This window comes from Paraburkholderia sp. GAS33, from assembly GCF_050436645.1.
GTDB lineage: Bacteria > Pseudomonadota > Gammaproteobacteria > Burkholderiales > Burkholderiaceae > Paraburkholderia > Paraburkholderia phenazinium_B.
The window spans coordinates 262,831-280,202 of sequence record NZ_JBNDMP010000004.1; the positions used below are offsets into that span (position 1 = coordinate 262,831).

13 protein-coding genes are annotated in these 17,372 nt (G+C 63.3%); 4 read left to right on the plus strand and 9 right to left on the minus strand.

What is annotated here, in order from left to right:
• Window positions 1–26: 26 nt before the first annotated feature.
• The 3 genes from P3T24_RS14810 to P3T24_RS14820 are packed head-to-tail and all read left to right on the plus strand — an operon-like array spanning window position 27 to window position 4,491.
• Window positions 27–1,616, plus strand: a complete 1,590-nt coding sequence (locus tag P3T24_RS14810; protein ID WP_429435600.1) for an efflux transporter outer membrane subunit — start codon at window positions 27–29, stop codon at window positions 1,614–1,616.
• A gap of 55 nt (window positions 1,617–1,671) precedes the next feature.
• Window positions 1,672–2,895 carry an EmrA/EmrK family multidrug efflux transporter periplasmic adaptor subunit gene (locus P3T24_RS14815; RefSeq protein WP_074264981.1) on the plus strand — a complete coding sequence of 408 codons (1,224 nt, stop codon included), beginning with the start codon at window positions 1,672–1,674 and terminating at the stop codon, window positions 2,893–2,895.
• Between the two features lie 33 nt (window positions 2,896–2,928).
• Window positions 2,929–4,491 carry a DHA2 family efflux MFS transporter permease subunit gene (locus P3T24_RS14820; protein ID WP_074264982.1) on the plus strand — a complete coding sequence of 521 codons (1,563 nt, stop codon included), beginning with the start codon at window positions 2,929–2,931 and terminating at the stop codon, window positions 4,489–4,491.
• A gap of 141 nt (window positions 4,492–4,632) precedes the next feature.
• On the opposite strand, the gene truB is transcribed toward P3T24_RS14820, so the two are convergent.
• The 5 genes from truB to rimP form a co-directional block, all read right to left on the minus strand.
• The gene (gene truB, locus P3T24_RS14825; protein WP_429435603.1) at window positions 4,633–5,568 is read right to left on the minus strand and encodes a tRNA pseudouridine(55) synthase TruB; all 936 of its coding nucleotides are present in this window, start codon (window positions 5,566–5,568) and stop codon (window positions 4,633–4,635) included.
• Between the two features lie 87 nt (window positions 5,569–5,655).
• Window positions 5,656–6,021, minus strand: coding sequence for a 30S ribosome-binding factor RbfA (rbfA, locus tag P3T24_RS14830; protein WP_074264984.1), 366 nt, complete (start codon window positions 6,019–6,021; stop codon window positions 5,656–5,658).
• Window positions 6,022–6,173: 152 nt separating this feature from the next.
• Window positions 6,174–9,128: a translation initiation factor IF-2 gene (gene infB, locus P3T24_RS14835; RefSeq protein ID WP_429435606.1), complete on the minus strand. Its 2,955-nt coding sequence runs from the start codon at window positions 9,126–9,128 to the stop codon at window positions 6,174–6,176.
• Window positions 9,129–9,220: 92 nt separating this feature from the next.
• Entirely contained in the window at window positions 9,221–10,696 is a 1,476-nt protein-coding gene (gene nusA / locus P3T24_RS14840) for a transcription termination factor NusA (protein ID WP_074264986.1), read from the minus strand.
• Window positions 10,693–11,151 (minus strand): ribosome maturation factor RimP, encoded by a 459-nt coding sequence (gene rimP, locus P3T24_RS14845; RefSeq protein WP_074264987.1) that lies wholly within the window; start codon window positions 11,149–11,151, stop codon window positions 10,693–10,695. Before rimP ends, nusA begins: the two co-directional genes overlap by 4 nt.
• Before the next feature lie 86 nt (window positions 11,152–11,237).
• Between rimP and P3T24_RS14850 the strand changes: the two genes are divergently transcribed.
• Window positions 11,238–11,540 carry a hypothetical protein gene (locus P3T24_RS14850; RefSeq protein WP_429435608.1) on the plus strand — a complete coding sequence of 101 codons (303 nt, stop codon included), beginning with the start codon at window positions 11,238–11,240 and terminating at the stop codon, window positions 11,538–11,540.
• 109 nt (window positions 11,541–11,649) lie between these two features.
• Here P3T24_RS14850 and rluB read toward each other — a convergent pair whose 3' ends face one another.
• From rluB to P3T24_RS14870, 4 genes are all read right to left on the minus strand, one after another.
• On the minus strand, window positions 11,650–13,527 hold the full coding sequence (rluB, locus tag P3T24_RS14855; RefSeq protein ID WP_429435611.1) for a 23S rRNA pseudouridine(2605) synthase RluB: 1,878 nt from the start codon (window positions 13,525–13,527) through the stop codon (window positions 11,650–11,652).
• 62 nt (window positions 13,528–13,589) lie between these two features.
• Window positions 13,590–14,666 (minus strand): SMC-Scp complex subunit ScpB, encoded by a 1,077-nt coding sequence (gene scpB / locus P3T24_RS14860; RefSeq protein ID WP_429435614.1) that lies wholly within the window; start codon window positions 14,664–14,666, stop codon window positions 13,590–13,592.
• A gap of 389 nt (window positions 14,667–15,055) precedes the next feature.
• Window positions 15,056–16,258, minus strand: a complete 1,203-nt coding sequence (locus P3T24_RS14865) for a pyridoxal phosphate-dependent aminotransferase (RefSeq protein ID WP_429435616.1) — start codon at window positions 16,256–16,258, stop codon at window positions 15,056–15,058.
• A gap of 77 nt (window positions 16,259–16,335) precedes the next feature.
• Window positions 16,336–17,238, minus strand: a complete 903-nt coding sequence (locus P3T24_RS14870) for a LysR family transcriptional regulator (protein WP_074264992.1) — start codon at window positions 17,236–17,238, stop codon at window positions 16,336–16,338.
• Window positions 17,239–17,372 lie beyond the last annotated feature (134 nt).

Consider the following 17,372-nt stretch of genomic DNA (forward strand, 5'->3'; position numbering starts at 1 on the left):
ACAATTCACTGACCATGAGTGCAGCGATGAAATCCCTTTCCCTGTTCGCGCCCGCCGTCTCGTGCCGGGCCGCTGTCGCCGCTGCGGTGACGGCGCTGGCCCTCGCGGGGTGCGCGAACTACAGCGGTATCAAGAGCGACAAGCAGATCGCGCCGGCGACGCAGTACGAGTCGAGTCAGAGCCTGCCGGCGCAGGGCGGCCAGTGGCCGTCGCTCGACTGGGCCAATCAGTTCGGCGACCCGCAACTGCCGCAGTTGATCGCGGAGGCCCTGGAAGGCAGCCCGTCGATCGCCCAGGCTCAGGCGCGGCTCGCGAAGGCTTCGTCGTATATCGAAAGCACGCGCTCGGCGCTCTATCCGAAGGTCAACGGCAGCTACTCGTGGAACCGCGAGATTTTCTCGGCCAACTCGATCTATCCGCCGCCCTACGGCGGCACCTGGTATAGCGAAAACAATGCGCTGGCGAGCGCCTCGTGGGATCTGGACCTGTGGGGTAAGAACCGTCAGCGCCTTGGCCAGGCGGTCTCGCAGGAGAAAGCGGCGGAAGCCGACGTGCAGCAGGCGCGTGTGACGCTCGCCGCGTCGGTAGCGAGTACGTATAACCAGCTTGCCCAGCTGTACGCGCTGCGCGATATCGCCGCGCGCGAAATCGCCAATCGTCAGGATATTGGCCGCATCACCCACGGCCGCGTTGTCGCTGGTCTCGACACCAACGTCGAGCAGCAGACCGCCAACGGCAACATCGCGACGAGCCAGACCAACCTGAGCGATCTCGATGGCCAGATCGCCAACGTGCGCTATCAGCTGGGTGCGCTGCTTGGCAAGGGACCGGATCGCGGCTTGCAGATCGCCAAGCCGGTCCTGACGGTGGGCAACCCCGTCATCCTGCCGGATAACGTGCCTGCCGATCTGGTCTCGCGCCGCCCCGATATCGTCGCCGCACGCTGGCAGGTCGAAGCCGAGATGCACGACGTGAAGGAAGCGAAAGCAGAGTTCTTCCCGGACATCAATCTGTCCGCCGCTGCGGGCTTCGATGCGTTCGGATGGGGCAAATTCCTGACCTCGTCGAGCCGCAACATGCAGTTCGGGCCGGCCATCCACCTGCCGATCTTCGACGCCGGCGCCTTGCGCTCGCAGTTGAAAGGCCGCTACGCCGACTTCGACCTGGACGTCGCCAACTACAACCAGACGCTGATCAGCGCGCTGTCGGATGTCGCCACACAGATCACAACGATCCGTTCGATCGATCAGCAATCGGGTGACGCACAGCGCGCGCTCGACGCCTCGACCAAGGCATACCAGCTGGCCGTGATCCGCTACAAGGCGGGTCTGTCGGAACAACTGCAGGTGCTGACCGCCGACCAGAACCGCCTCGCCGCCGAACAGACGGTGACGAATCTGAAGATGCGCCGCCGCGACATGCAGATCGGTCTCATCAAGGCGCTCGGCGGCGGTTTCGACGCGACCCAGACTGGTCTCGTGGTACCGGCCGATGCACCGGACGGCGCGTCCCCCTCACCCGCCGCACAAGCGGCCCCGGCAGCGCAGACGACACCGGCCACGCCACCTGCTCAAGCGACCAGCACGGCACAAACAGCAGCAACGGCAGCGAACTGAATCCGAATGCCCACCCGAATAAACGACGCAGATTGAGAGAATACGGAGCATATCAATGAGCACCCCCCAGCAACCTGCTGCCAACGCACAACCGGCGAACAACAGCAAACGCAAGCGCATGATGGCGTTGCTCGTCATCGTGATCCTGATTGCCGCGATCGCCTACGGGTTTTACTACTTCCTCGTCGCGCGCTTCCACGAGTCGACTGACGACGCGTATGTGAACGGCAACGTCGTGCAGATCACGCCGCAAGTGACCGGTACGGTCATCGCGGTGAACGCCGACGATACGCAGACCGTCAAGGCCGGCGACCCGGTCGTCGTGCTGGACCCGGCGGATGCACGCGTCGCGCTGGAACAGTCCGAGGCCAATCTCGGCCAGGTGGTACGCCAGGTGCGCGGCCTGTTCGCCGACGACAACCAGTACCAGGCCCAGGTGGAAGTCCGTGAAGCGGATCTCTCACGCGCCCAGGACGACCTGCGCCGCCGCATGCTGGTCGCCCAGACCGGCGCTGTGTCGCAGGAAGAAATCTCGCACGCCCGTGATGCCGTGAAGAGCGCCCAGGCCGCACTCGACGCCGCAAAGCAACAGCTCGCCTCGAACCGCGCACTGACCGCCAACACGACGATTGCCGACCACCCGAACGTGGAAGCTGCAGCTGCCAAGGTGCGCGACGCCTATCTGGCGAGCGCCCGCAACACGCTGCCGGCGCCGGTCACCGGCTACGTCGCGAAGCGCTCGGTGCAGGTCGGCCAGCGCGTCTCGCCGGGCAATCCGCTGATGGCGATCGTGCCGCTGAACGGCGTGTGGGTCGACGCGAACTTCAAGGAAGTTCAGCTGAAGCATATGCGCATCGGCCAGCCGGTCGAACTGACGGCCGACGTGTACGGCTCGTCGGTGGTGTTCCACGGCAAGGTGGTCGGCTTCTCGGCTGGCACGGGCTCGGCGTTCTCGCTGCTGCCGGCACAGAACGCCACGGGTAACTGGATCAAGGTGGTGCAGCGTCTGCCGGTGCGGATCGCGCTCGACCCGCAGGAACTCGAAAAGCATCCGCTGCGTATCGGCCTGTCGATGGACGCCGACGTCAGCATCAAGGACGAAAACGGCGGTCAGCTAGGCGAAGCACCGAACACGATCTATCAGACCAACGTGTTCGACAAGTACGGCGATCAGGCCGACGCCGAAATCGCCCGCATCATTGCTGAAAACGCGGGTCAAGGCGGCGGTGGACAGAAGTCGGCTGCCCGCGATACCAACGCACCCGCCAAGGCAATGTAACGCTGCGCCACATTAAAACAAGGTTTCTGATACATGGCTCAGTCTCAAGCGCCCATTCCTCATCCGCCGTTAGAGGGGGCGCAGTTGGTGATCGGCACCATCGCGGTGTCGCTCGCCGTCTTCATGAACGTGCTCGACACCTCGATTGCAAACGTGTCGATCCCGTCCATCTCCGGGGATCTCGGCGTCTCGTCCGATCAAGGCACGTGGGTGATCACGTCGTTCGCGGTGGCGAACGCGATCTCCGTGCCCTTGACCGGCTGGCTCACCGAGCGCATCGGCCAGGTGCGCCTGTTCATGGCGTCGATCATCCTGTTCGTGATCTCATCGTGGATGTGCGGTCTTGCGCCGACGCTGCCCTTCCTGCTCGCCTCGCGCGTGCTGCAAGGCGCGGTCGCCGGGCCGATGATTCCGCTGTCTCAAACACTTTTGCTGGCCAGCTATCCACGCGCGAAGGCGCCCATGGCGCTTTCCATGTGGGCCATGACCACACTGATTGCACCGGTGGCCGGCCCGATTCTGGGCGGCTGGATCTCGGACAACATCTCATGGCCGTGGATCTTCTACGTCAACATTCCGGTCGGCACAATTGCCGCCATCGCCACGTGGACGATCTTCCGCAATCGCGATTCGGCAATCCGCAAGGCGCCGATCGACGGCGTGGGACTCGCCTTGCTGATCATCTGGGTCGGCTCGCTGCAGGTGATGCTCGACAAGGGTAAAGACCTCGACTGGTTCGCCTCCACCACGGTCGTGGTGCTAGCGCTGACCGCGGTGATCGCGCTCGCGTTCTTCATTGTCTGGGAACTGACGGCGGAACATCCTGTGGTCGACCTGTCGCTGTTCAGCAAGCGCAATTTCACCGGCGGCACGGTGGCGCTATCGATCGGCTATGGGCTCTACTTCGGCAACCTCGTGTTGTTGCCGCTGTGGTTGCAAACCGATCTCGGCTACACCGCTACCAACGCCGGTCTCGTCATGGCGCCGGTCGGCTTCTTCGCGGTGCTGCTCTCGCCCATCACCGGCAAGATTTTGCCGCGTACCGATCCGCGCTACATCGCCACGGCGTCGTTCCTGGTGTTCGCGCTGTGTTTCTGGATGCGTTCGCGCTATACCACCGGCGTCGACACGTTTTCGCTGCTGGTTCCCACGCTGATTCAGGGCATCGGCATGGCGGGGTTCTTTATTCCGCTGGTGTCGATCACGTTGTCAGGTCTGCCAGGCAACCGGATTCCGGCGGCATCGGGATTGTCGAACTTCGTGCGGATCATGTGCGGCGGTATCGGCACGTCGATTTTCCAGACTGCCTGGGATCACCGCACGATCCTGCATCACGCACGCCTGAGTGCCCAGGCCAACCTGTATAACCCGGTGTTCGATCAGTCGATACGTCAGATGGGTGCGGCCGGCTTCAGTCAGCCGCAGGCGTACGGTCTCTTCAACAATATGGTGACGCAGCAGGCGGCGCAGTTGGGGGTGAACGATCTGTTCTACGTCTCGGCAGGGATCTTCGTCGCGCTGATTGCGCTGATCTGGATCACGAAGCCTGAGCGAGCAGGTGGCGATGCCGGTGCAGCGGCGGCAGCGGCGCATTGACGGTTGATGTGGCTTCGAAGGCGGGACTTGAGCAGGTTTGGCTCAGCGTGATTGACTCAACGTCTTCGAAGCAAGCGCAGCAATGAAAAAGGCGGTACCGCAATGACGGGGCCGCCTTTTTTGTTTTTTGCGAATCGCGCCTTAGCTTGCCGCGTTCACCACGAGTCGCTCCGGCGCCAGCACGCCCTCGCCTAGCTTCGCGACGCCAAGCAGCTTGCTTTCCGCAGCGTAGACGCGCACACGCTCCGCAGCAGCCGCCTCTTTGGTCAACGTGAGATCGGCCAGACGCAGGCGCTGACCGTGCAGAAAGCGGCGTGCGCCTTCTTCATCGAGCTGCACTGCCGGGAAAGTCGAAAGCAGAGCGTCGACCGGCTGCAGCCACTTATCGCGCTCGGCTTCGGCCGCGTCGGACAACGCATCGAGCGTCACCGAATGTTCCAGCGTCAACGCGCCGACGCCCGTGCGCCGCAATGCAACCAGATGCGCGCCACAGCCAAGCGCCTCGCCGATATCCTCGGCCAGCGTGCGCACGTACGTTCCCTTGCTGCAAGTCACGCGGAACGTCACGTCAGGCAGCGAGCAAGCCAGCATCTCAAGCGCATGAATCGTCACCGGACGCCCTTCCCGCTCCACCACCTGACCCGCCCGTGCGTATTCGTACAGCGGTTTGCCGTCGCGCTTGAGCGCCGAATACATCGGCGGCACCTGCACGATGTCGCCGCGAAAGCGCTCCATCGCAGCAACGACCGCCGGCTGATCGCAGGCCACTTCGCGCGTTTCGATCGCCTCGCCTTCCGCGTCGCCGGTAGCCGTGCGGACACCGAGGCGCATGGTGGCCTCGTAGGTCTTGTCGGCTTCGAGCAGATCCTGCGAGAACTTGGTCGCCTCGCCAAAACACAGCGGCAGCAAACCGGTGGCGAGGGGATCGAGCGTGCCGGTATGGCCAGCCTTCTTCGCCAGGTAAAGGCGCTTCACCCGGATCAGCGCGTCGTTGCTCGACAGGCCAATGGGCTTGTCGAGCAATAACACACCATCGAGCGCGCGACGCGGCACACGGGGTCGTTGAGGTGCGGTCATATCAAAACGATGAGGACGAACGGGAAGTCAGCATGGGCAATATGCGGTCAACGGTGAGCATCGAGGAAGCTGCAACACCGCGCGCAATCACTCGTCTTTCGCGCGGCTAGCGTTCGCCTCGTCGATCAGACGCGACATTTCCACGGCACGTTCGATGGTTTTGTCGTAGTGGAAATGCAGCGTCGGCACCGTGTGGATATGCAGGCGCTTGAACAACTGATTGTGCAGATGACCAGCCGCATGAATCAGGCCTTGCAGCGTCTGTTGCGGGTCGCCGGTCAGCGTCGTGAAGTAGACCTTCGCGTGCGCGTAGTCCGGCGTCAGTTCGACGCTTTGAATCGTGACCATACCGATGCGCGGGTCTTTGATCTCGCGCAGCAGCTCGGACAGGTCGCGCTGGATCTGATCGGCGATCTGCACGTTGCGATTGGGAGAAGTACGTTTCTTAGGCATGGTGAATCCGTGATCCGCTCTGGCGGATAGCAATGGGGCTCGCGTCCCCCTGGCGGGGCCGCGAACGCACGCGAGCACAAAATGCACGCGCACAAAAACAAGGGGCGGAGGGGCGCAAGCGCCCGCCCCGCCCCTTCAGCGTTGCGCCTGAATTACAGCGAACGCGCGACTTCAGTGACTTCGAAGACTTCGAACTGGTCGCCTTCGATAATGTCGTTGAAGTTCTTGATCGACATACCGCACTCGAAGCCTTGACGCACTTCCTTGACGTCGTCCTTGAAGCGCTTGAGCGAATCGAGCTCGCCCGTATGAATCACGACGTTGTTGCGCAGCACGCGCACCGACGACGAGCGCTTGACGAAGCCGTCCGTGACCATACAACCGGCCACCGCGCCGACCTTCGGCACCTTGAAGACCTGACGAACTTCGACCATACCGGTGACGACTTCGCGCTTCTCCGGTGCCAGCATGCCCGACATCGCAGCCTTCACTTCATCCACAGCGTCATAGATGATGTTGTAGTAGCGAATGTCGATACCGTTGGACTCCGCCAGCTTGCGCGCCTGTGCATCCGCACGGGTGTTGAAGCCGATGATGACCGCCTTCGAAGCCGTTGCCAGGTTGACGTCGTTTTCGCTGATGCCGCCCACCGCGCCGTGCACAATCTGCACGCGCACTTCGTCGGTAGAGAGCTTTTGCAGCGATTGCACCAGCGCTTCCTGCGAACCCTGCACGTCGGCCTTGACGATAAGCGGCAGGTACTGCACTTCGCCTTCGCCCATCTGTTCCAGCATGTTCTCGAGCTTCGCGGCCTGTTGCTTGGCCAGCTTGACGTCGCGGAACTTGCCTTGACGGAACAGTGCGACTTCACGCGCCTTGCGGTCGTCCGGCATGACGATAACTTCTTCGCCAGCCTGCGGCACTTCCGACAAACCTTGAATCTCAACCGGGATCGACGGACCAGCCGACTTGGTCGGCTTGCCGGTCTCGTCGAGCATGGCGCGCACGCGGCCATAGGCGCTGCCTGCCAGCACGACGTCACCACGGTTCAACGTACCCGACTGAACCAGGATCGTTGCAACCGGACCCTTACCCTTATCGAGCTTCGCTTCGATGACCAGACCCTTGGCCGGCGCTTCGACCGGTGCCTTCAATTCCAGCACTTCGGCCTGCAGCAGCACGTTTTCGAGCAGGTCGTCGATGCCTGCGCCGGTCTTGGCCGACACCGACACGAACGGCGAATCGCCACCGTATTCTTCCGGCACGACGCCTTCCGCGACGAGTTCCTGCTTCACGCGCTCCGGATTCGCATCCGGCTTGTCGATCTTGTTGATCGCGACGACGAGCGGCACGCCGCCTGCCTTCGCGTGGGCAATCGCTTCCTTCGTCTGCGGCATCACGCCGTCGTCGGCTGCAACCACCAGAATCACGATGTCCGTTGCCTTCGCACCGCGAGCACGCATGGCCGTGAAGGCCTCGTGACCCGGCGTGTCGAGGAACGTGATCACGCCGCGCGGCGTTTCCACGTGGTACGCGCCAATGTGCTGTGTAATCCCGCCCGCTTCACCCGCTGCCACCTTGGCGCGGCGGATGTAGTCGAGCAGCGACGTCTTGCCGTGGTCGACGTGACCCATGACCGTGACGACCGGCGGACGCGGCAGCGATTCTGCATCGGAGCTGACTTCGCCTTCGACCAGCATCGCTTCCGGATCGTCCAGCTTGGCCGCAACCGCGTGATGGCCCAGTTCTTCGACGATGATCATCGCCGTTTCCTGGTCCAGCATCTGGTTGATCGTGACCATCTGGCCGAGCTTCATCATCGACTTGATGACTTCGGACGCCTTCACGGCCATCTTGTGGGCCAGATCGGCCACCGTAATCGTTTCCGGCACATGCACTTCGCGCACGATCGGTTCGGTCGGCGCCTGGAACGTGGTGTTCTGATCCTGATGCTTGCCGCGACCCTTCGGGCCACCGCGCCAGCCGCGATCGACACCGCCGCTCGTATCGCCACGCGTCTTGATGCCGCGGCGCTTCGCTGCGTCGTCCTGCCAGCCGCCCTTGCCTGCGCCCGGCTTCTTCTTGTCGCCAGCCGACGGTGCGGGAGTCGCAGACGGCGTTGCCGCCACCGGCTTCTTGGCAGCCGGACGCGCCGGCGCTTCGCCTGCCGGACGAGCCGGCTTGTGCAACGTGCCCTTGGCTTCCGCAGCCTTCGGCGCTTCAGCGGGCTTGGCCGCCGCAGCCGGAGCAGCAGCAGGCTCAGGCGCCTTGGGCTGGGCTGCCTTGCGCGGCGTGCTCATCATTTCGCGAATCGCACGCGCTTCGGCTTCTGCCTTCGCACGGCGCTTGCTGATTTCTTCCTGCTCGGCGCGCGTCTTCTCCGCAGCCAGACGCGCTGCGTCTTCTGCCTTCTTCGCGGCTTCGCGTTGCGCCGCGCGTTCCGCTGCGGCGCGTTCGTCGTCCTGTTCGGTCGCCGCAGCCGGTGCTGCTGCTTCGGGCTGCGCAGCTTGCACAACCTGCTCGACCTTCTTCTGCGTGGCAGTTTCGGCGGCGGCAGCAGCGCGCTTCTTCGCCGCTTCCTCTTCCGCACGACGCCGCTCGGCTTCGGCGGCCTGCTCACGCGCCTGACGCTCGGCTTCTTCGCGTTCGAGCTGTTCCTGACGCGCCTTCAGCTCCTGAGCCTGCTTTTCGAGCAGCTCGGCTTCGTGACGCGCTTCTTCCTCGCGACGCTGAAGTTCGAGGTCATCCGTATCGACGTCGGCCTCAGCCACATGATTCGATGCATCGCCGCCTTCGCCACCCGCTTCGTCGCGGCGGACGAACGTGCGCTTCTTGCGCACTTCGACCTGAATGGTACGAGCCTTACCCGTCGAATCAGACTGCTTGATTTCCGACGTATGCCGTTTCGTCAGCGTGATCTTGCGCTTGTCCGCATCAGTCGAGCCGTGAGACTTGCGCAAGTGGTCGAGCAGACGCGCCTTGTCCGTTTCGGACAGGGTGTCGTCTTCGCTCGCTTTAGTGACGCCTGCTGCCTGCAGCTGCTCAAGCAGCACGCCTGCAGGCATTTTCAGTTCCGCGGCAAATTGGGCTACGTTGTTACTCGCCATTCATTCCTCTTAATGCAAGGACCGATTCCTTGCGGTTAGCATCGTGTCATGCGGCCTGGGGCCGCTTCAATTTAGTGCGCCATGGTCATTTCTCACTGGAACCAATGTTCACGTGCTTTCATGATCAACGCCTTAGCGGCATCCTCTTCCATCGCGGTCATCTCGACCAATTCATCTACAGCCAGCTCGGCCAGATCGTCACGTGTGTGAATCTGATGTTCGGCCAGCTTCGCGAGCAGGTCGGCGTCGATGCCGTCCAGGCTCTTCAGGTCGAGTGCAACATTTTCGACCTTTTCTTCATTTGCGATTGCCATCGTCAGCAACGCATCGCGTGAGCGATTGCGCAGCTCGTGCACAGTGTCTTCGTCGAACGCTTCGATCTCGAGCATCTCGTTGAGCGGCACATAGGCGATCTCTTCGAGGCTGGTAAAGCCTTCGTCGATCAGGATGTCAGCCACTTCCTCGTCGACATCGAGACGCGCCATGAACAGGTCACGCAGAACACCGCGTTCCTGATTCTGCTTTTGCGCAGATTCGTCCGGCGTCATGATATTGATCTGCCAGCCGGTGAGTTCGCTGGCAAGACGCACGTTCTGGCCGCTACGGCCGATTGCGACCGCCAGTTCGTTCTCGTCGACGACGACGTCCATCGAATGCTTTTCTTCATCGACGACGATCGACTGCACGGCTGCCGGCGCGAGAGCGCCGATCACAAACTGGGCGGGATCTTCCGACCATAGCACGATGTCGACGTTTTCGCCACCGAGCTCGTTGCGCACAGCCTGCACGCGCGAACCGCGGATGCCGACACAGGTGCCGATCGGATCGATCCGCTTGTCGTAAGCGATCACGCCGATCTTGGCGCGCACGCCAGGGTCGCGCGCCGCTGCCTTGATCTCGAGCAGGCCCTGCTCGATTTCCGGCACTTCCATTTCGAACAGCTTCATCAGGAACTCGGGCGCCGTACGCGAGAGTTCAATCTGCGGACCGCGAGCGGTGCGATCGACCTTGGCGATGTAGGCGCGCACGCGGTCGCCCACGCGCAGGTTTTCCTTCGGAATCAGCTGGTCGCGGCGCAGCAGCGCTTCGACACGGCCCGATTCGACGATGAAATTGCCCTTGTCGAGGCGCTTGACCGTACCGGTCATGATGTTCTCGCCGCGTTCCAGGAAGTCGTTCAGGATCTGCTCGCGCTCGGCGTCGCGCACCTTCTGCAGGATCACCTGCTTGGCGGCCTGCGCGCCGATACGGCCGAATTCGATAGACGGCACCGGTTCTTCGATGAACTCGTCGAGCTGCGCATCGGCCTTCTGCTCACGTGCTTCGAACAGCAGGATCTCCTGGTCCGGCTCCTGCAGACCGGCTTCGTCCGGCACCACGCGCCAGCGGCGATACGTTTCGTGCTCGCCGCTTTCACGGTCGATATGGACGCGGATGTCCGCATCTTCTTCGAAGAGTTTTTTGGAGGCCGAAGCGAGAGCCGCTTCAAGCGCGGCAAATACCACGTCTTTGTCGACGTTCTTCTCGCGTGCCAGCGCATCCACCAGCATCAACACTTCGCGACTCATTGTTTGCGGCTCCTAAAGTCAAACTTTGGAACGAGGCGTGCTTTATCGATGTCCGCGAGCGTGAAATCGAGCATCGCGGCGCCTTCCTTCCCTTCAAATTCCAGACCGATCGTCTCGCCTTGCGGAGCATGCAGGATGCCCCGGTACGATTTCCGTCCGTCCAATGGCTTTTTCAATGTAATTGCCACTTCGCTGCCTGCGAAGCGTTCGAAATCCGCCAGTTTCTTCAGCGGGCGGTCGAGACCCGGCGACGATACTTCAAGCCGCTCATAATCGATATTTTCGACCGTCAGAACGTGCTGGAGCTGACGCGTGACCTTTTCGCAATCTTCGATTGCGATGCCGGCCGGCTGGTCAATGAAAATACACAGCATGCCGCGCCCGGTGCGCTCCAGATCGACGAGCTCGTAGCCGAGACCCACGACCGTGGTTTCAATCAGTTCCGTCAGTTGCACAGTGCCCTCTAAGATGTTCGCGCGGCAAGCCTGCCGGTTTTACCTGCAAACAACCTGCGGGCCGCGCGCCAAGCTGGCGCACGTTCGTGCTACCCGAGATGCCGAACCACAAACTAAAGCGGCAAAAAAAAATGGGCGAAACGCCCATCATCTTATTGCCGGTGGTCGCACCTGAGCCGCACATGAAAAGCCGCACGCCCAGCGACTCTGCGATTGTAGCCATTTTTCAGGACAAACGCAAACCGGCGCAGTGCATGAAACACGCATTTCCGCTTGATTTCACTGCGATCTTGGCTCAGATGGGGGCGAAAAGCGCATTGCGCAAGGTGTTCGGCGCAGCTTGCGGGGTTAGATCGCCAGTGGATCTCGCCCCGAATTTTGCATTCTGATTTTGCGGCCCGAATTTACGTTTTGTGGCGTGCTCGTTTTTTGCACGACGCAGGCGTGCCCGACACGCCTGTCGAAACCCTTGCGCGGGCCGTATCCAGCCCTGCTGTCCTAGCGACCGCGCGAGCGTCCGCGAGGACCGCCGCCGCGATTCGCTCCGGCGTTCGGATTGCCGCCGCCCGAGCGGTTCGCATTGCCGCCGCGGTTGCCCGGGCCTGCACCCGGTCCGCGACCGCCGCCGTTGCCCGGGTTGCCACCCGCAGCGCCAGCGCGCTTGCCGCCGCCCGCAGCACGATTGCCGTTGCCCGACGGCGCACGGTTGCCATCGACTTCGCGGCCACCGCGCGGCGCATTCGCCCCGCCACCGCTGCTCATCGGACCGGTGAAACCACCGCCGCTCGCACCACGTCCCGCACCGCGACCGTAACCGCCGCCAAAGCCGGAACCGGCGCCACCGCCGAAACTACCACCTGCCGCACCGCGACGCTGACCACCGCCACGCGGCGGTTGCTGATCGAAACGGCCATGCGACATCAGCACCGGCTCGCGATTAATGAAGCCCATCGAGGTTTGCATCGGATCCGGCTGCTTGCGCTCAGGCGCCGCGCTGCGGCCACCCTTTTCTTCGCTGGTGGCCTTCAGCCCCACCGATGCCATCAGGCTGCGCACCTGGTTGTCTTCGAGTTCTTCCCAACGGCCGCGCTTCAGACCCTTCGGCAGCGAGATCGGGCCGTGGCGGGTACGGATCAGGCGGCTGACCATCAGGCCGGCTGCTTCGAACATGCGGCGCACCTCGCGATTGCGGCCTTCGGCCAGCGCGACGTGATACCAGTGATTGGTGCCTTCGCCGCCGCCATCGCGGATACGCAGGAAGTTCGCCGGGCCGTCTTCGAGTTCGACGCCGTGCAACAGTTTCTGACGCATCCCTTCGGCCAGCTCACCGACCACGCGTACCGCGTACTCGCGCTCGACGCTGTAACGCGGATGCATGAAGCGGTTTGCCAGATCGCCCGAGGTGGTCAGCATCAGCAGACCTTCGGTGTTGAAGTCGAGACGGCCGACCGCCAGCCACTTGGCGGTTTTCATCGGCGGCAGCTTGTCGAACACCGACGGACGGCCTTCCGGATCGGCGTGACTGACAATTTCGCCAGTCGGCTTGTGGTACAGCAGCACGCGCGGCGGCTTGTTTTGCAGCTTGCGCTTGACCGGCTTGCCGTTAATGCGAACCTGATCGGTCGGCATGATGCGTTGACCGATGTGAGCCGGCTCGCCGTTGACCGAAACGCGGCCGGCGATGATCAGCTCTTCCATATCGCGGCGCGAACCCATGCCCGCTTCGGCGAGCACCTTGTGCAGCTTCGGTGCGTCGTCGTCCGGGGACAGCACTCGCTTCGGCGCAGCCGGCTTGCCACGACGCAGCATCGGGGCGCGCACGCCGCCGGTGGTGCTGTTGTCCGCGTCGAACGCGGGCGAGGTCACGTAAGAAAACAGATCGTCCGGGTTCGCGTCCGACGCGGCCGCGGCCACGACCGGCGCTTCGCCGCCACGGCGATTCTGACGCGGGCGGCCGCCTTCGCGAGGACCGCCTTCACGGGGTTGGCCGCCTTCGCGCGGACCACCCTCACGGTTCGCCGCGCCTTCGCGCTTGCCACCTGCATTGCGGCGCGGACCCTGCCCCTTGGAGCCCGGTTCCTTGCGCGGCATGCGAACCTGCGCGACTACTTCGCCGTCCGGCGGCGCTTCCGTCACGACCGGTTCGGCCGCACCTTCCGCAGTCTTGTTCTTCGCCCCCGCGCGACGTCGCGCGATCAGGCTACGCGGCCCGCGGCGCAATCCGCGGCGCGGACGTTCTTCGCCCTCGGCGCCTTCGGCGTTCGCCGGGCGATCGGACTCGCCTCCCGGTGCCTGCGAAGTACGCGTTTCGCCGGCGCGCGTGGCATGCACAGCGTGCTCGGATTCGGACGAATCGGTATCGTGGGTATCTGTCAAAACAACCTCAAAATGTCAGGTCGCGCGCGCCCGTTGCGGGCGCGGCAAAAAGTTCGGTTACGTCAGGCGCTGCGCGACTCGTTTTCGTCGTCGGTCAGTACGCCCGCGTCCTGTGCGACATCGTGGCGATCTTCTGGATCGCCATGCGCCACACGTGTCGGGTTCGACTCGACGACGTGCTCCGTACCGCGGAGTTCGCCCGAGTCGTGCGCGGGTGTTGCGGGACCGGCCTGGGAGACCGGATCCTGATCTTGTGCAACCGGAGCGGCGCTTGCGGCGGCATCGGCTTGCGGTTCAGCATGTTCTTCAGCAGCAGTGCCGTGGTCCGGCTCTGCAAGGCCAGCTATTTCCGTTCCTGCCGGCGCCGCCTCGGCGTCTTGAGCAAGCGCATCTTCTTGAGCCGGGGCATCTTCATGTTCGGCAAAAGTGGGCTCGACACTATCGTGGGCACTGTTCAGCGCCGCAGCCACGGGCTGCTCTACGGCAACCGGTGCGTCAGCGGCCACGTCTTCCCCCGACACCGTCGCATCGGCCGATGCCTCGGCGTCTATCTCTTCGTTCCCCTGCGCTACAGCGTCAGGAAATTCGATCGCATGCTGGCCCAGCAGATCGGCGTTCAGCTGCGCAGACGGATCGTCCAGCGGCGGCAATTCGTCGAGTGCCCGCAAACCGAGGTCGTCGAGAAACTGCCGGGTGGTCGCGTACAGCGCAGGCCTGCCGGGCACGTCACGATGGCCGATTACTTCGATCCAGCCTCTATCCTCGAGTTGCTTCACCACCTGCGTGTTCACCGTCACGCCACGAATCTCTTCGATATCGCCGCGTGTGACCGGTTGCCGATACGCAATAATCGCGAGCGTCTCGAGAACGGCGCGCGAGTATTTCGGCGGTTTCTCGGGATGCAGCCGATCCAGATACGAACGCATCGCGGGCTTGCTTTGAAACCGCCAGCCCGACGCAAGCCCAACCAGCTCTACGCCGCGCCCGGACCAATCGTGTTTCAGGTCTTCGAGCAACGTGCGAACCGTATCTGCCGACACGCCGTCGGCAAAGAGCTTGCGCAGCTCAGCGAGCTTTAAAGGCTCCTGCGCGCAGATCAAGGCAGTCTCGAGGACGATCTTCGCCTCTTGGGTATTCATGCAGCTAGGTCAGACCCTGTGGTCAAAGAACCGGATCAAACAGACGATTTGGAACTGAAGACGCGCTCGCCCGATTCTGATCGGTCATATTGATGGGAGCACGCACCGGGGGGAGGCGAAACAGGCAATCGAGCCAAACCCAGCCGGACGGAGCAGCGATATTCCTGCAAGGAATCGCGTGACTGAGCGCCATATTACGCAAAAACATTCAATGCGTAAAGACGAAATCCCGGCGACTCCCGCATTTCATGTGCATTTTCCGTACGCGCTTTTCAGCCCTGCATTTCGTTCCTGTGGACGCTTTAACGGCCAACTGCTTCAAAACGGTGTCGCAAGACGGACTCACCTGAGCCCAATACCGCTCTGCCGCGGCCACGGAAGCCACGCGTTCAGCTCGCAGCGTGCTGCGCGAGGAACTGCCGAAGCCGAGCGACGCCGGCGTCGAGGCGGGCCGGGTCGCAGGCGTAGCACCAGCGCACGAACCCCTCGCCCTCCTGACCGAAGGCGCTGCCGGGCGCGAGGCCCAGGCCCACCTCGCGCACAAGCGCCTTGCACAGGGCAAGACTCTGCGCCGCGCCCGGCAGCGAGAAGAACAGATACATCGCACCCAGCGGGGCCTTCACGTCGACCCCTGGCAGCGCGGAGAGCGCCTCGACCAGGTGATCGCGGGAAGTCTGCAGGTCGGCCACCAGTTGCCGCGTGAGCTGCTCGCCCTGCTGAACGGCGGCCACCCCTGCCAGTTGCACGAAGGCCGGCGCACACGACGTGTTGTACTCGACCAGCTTGCCCAGATCGTCCATCAAGGCCGCCGGCGCGACAATCCAGCCGAGCCGCCAGCCGGTCATCAGCCATGCCTTCGAGAACGAGTTGACGCAGATCACGCGCTCGTCGCGTCCGGCCAGATCCAGAAAAGACGGCGCGCTGCGGGCCGCGTCGCCAGCATAGTAAAGCCGCTCGTAGACCTCGTCGGCGACGATCCAGATGCCATGCCGCCGGCAATGCTCGAGCACGATGCGTTGCTGGTCCGCACTCATCACCCAGCCGGTCGGATTATTCGGCGAGTTAATCAGCAAGAGCTTCGTGTCCGGCGTAAGGGCAGCAAGCAGGCGCTCCAGATCAAGCGTCCAGCCTTGTGCGCCATAACCGAGCGCGACGGTCTCGACATGGGCGCCGAGGATCTTCGGAATCTCGACCAGATTCGGCCAGAGCGGCGTGACCGCCACCACCCGGTCGCTGGCGCCTACCACCAGCTGTGCAGCCAGCATCAAGGCATTGACCCCGGCACTCGTGACCGCGATGTGGTTATCCGAGGTCGCGCCGTGCAGACGCGTCACGTAGCCGGCAAGCGTTTCGCGCAGTGGCGCAATGCCGAGGTTGTGGGTGTAGAAGGTGGCGCCCTGGGCGAGTGCATCGCTCGCCGCCGTCCGGATGAACTCCGGCGTCACGCGATCGGACTCGCCGAACCAGAACGGCAGCACGTTCTCCACACCAAACCCGGCGTTGGCCACTTCACGAATCTGGGAGGGGCGCAGCGCACGGACGGCGTCACGCGCGTTCGACAGGAAAGGGGCGGACAGATCGGATTCGCTCATCAAGGCATCCAGGCAGGTCGGTTCAGGTTATGGAACATGTGGCATACAGGCCGATAGTTTAGCCAACTCGCCCCGTTCTACCGCAGATCCTCCGCCCGCGCCGGCAATTGCCGGATCAAGCCCCACACCGCCTCCGCAGCCGGCGACAGCGACCGGTCGCGCCGCCGCACCAGTTCGACCGTGCGCTCGGCGCGCGGCACCAGCGGCCGCGCTACCAGCGAGGTATCCGCGGGCAGCGGCAAAGCCAGCCACGGCAGCACGCTGACGCCCACGCCCGCCTCCACCAGCCCGAACACGGTGGCCGAATGCCCCAGTTCCTGCACCACCGTGGCGCTGACGCCATGCTCGCTCATGACGGCGTCGATGATCGGCCGGCTACCGGACGCGTAATCGAGCATCACGAGCCGCTGGCCTTCCAGGTCCGACCACGCTACCCGCGTCTTCGCCGCCAGCGGGTGATCGGCGCGCGAGACGAGACAGAACGAATCGGTCATCAGCGGCTCGCTCAGCAGATCGTCCGCGGAAAACGGCCCAATGACGACCCCGAAATCGACCTCGCCCGACTTGACCTTGCGCACCACATCGCTTTGCACGTCGTCGCGCAGCCCCAGTGTGATGAAGGGAAACTGCTTTCCACAACCCGCCACCACCTGTGGCATCAACCGGCAGGCGACCGTCGGGCTCGCCGCCACCACCACCCGCCCGCGCCGCTGCTCGCCGATCTCGCGTATCTCACGCAGCGTGTCGTCGAGATCGGCTAACAGACGCGAGACGCTCGATACCAGGTTGCCGCCCACGTCGGTCAACTGAACCTCGCGGGTGGTCCGGTCAATCAGCTTGAGGCCGATTTCTGCCTCCAGTTCCCGCACGCAGCGGCTCACCGCGGACTGAGTCAGCCCGATCTCGTCGCCTGCGCGGCTAAAGCTCTGCAAGCGCGCGACCTCAATGAAAACCCTTAGCTGGCGCAGCGTGACATTCATCCTGCTTCCTCATCAATGACCTCATTTGATGAGCATTGTATTGTTTCTTTTCGTGCCTCACAGCCATTCGATCATTTCGCTGCGATGCAGCAATAAGGCGCAAACGCACGTTGCGCGGGCCTGATTGCACAAGA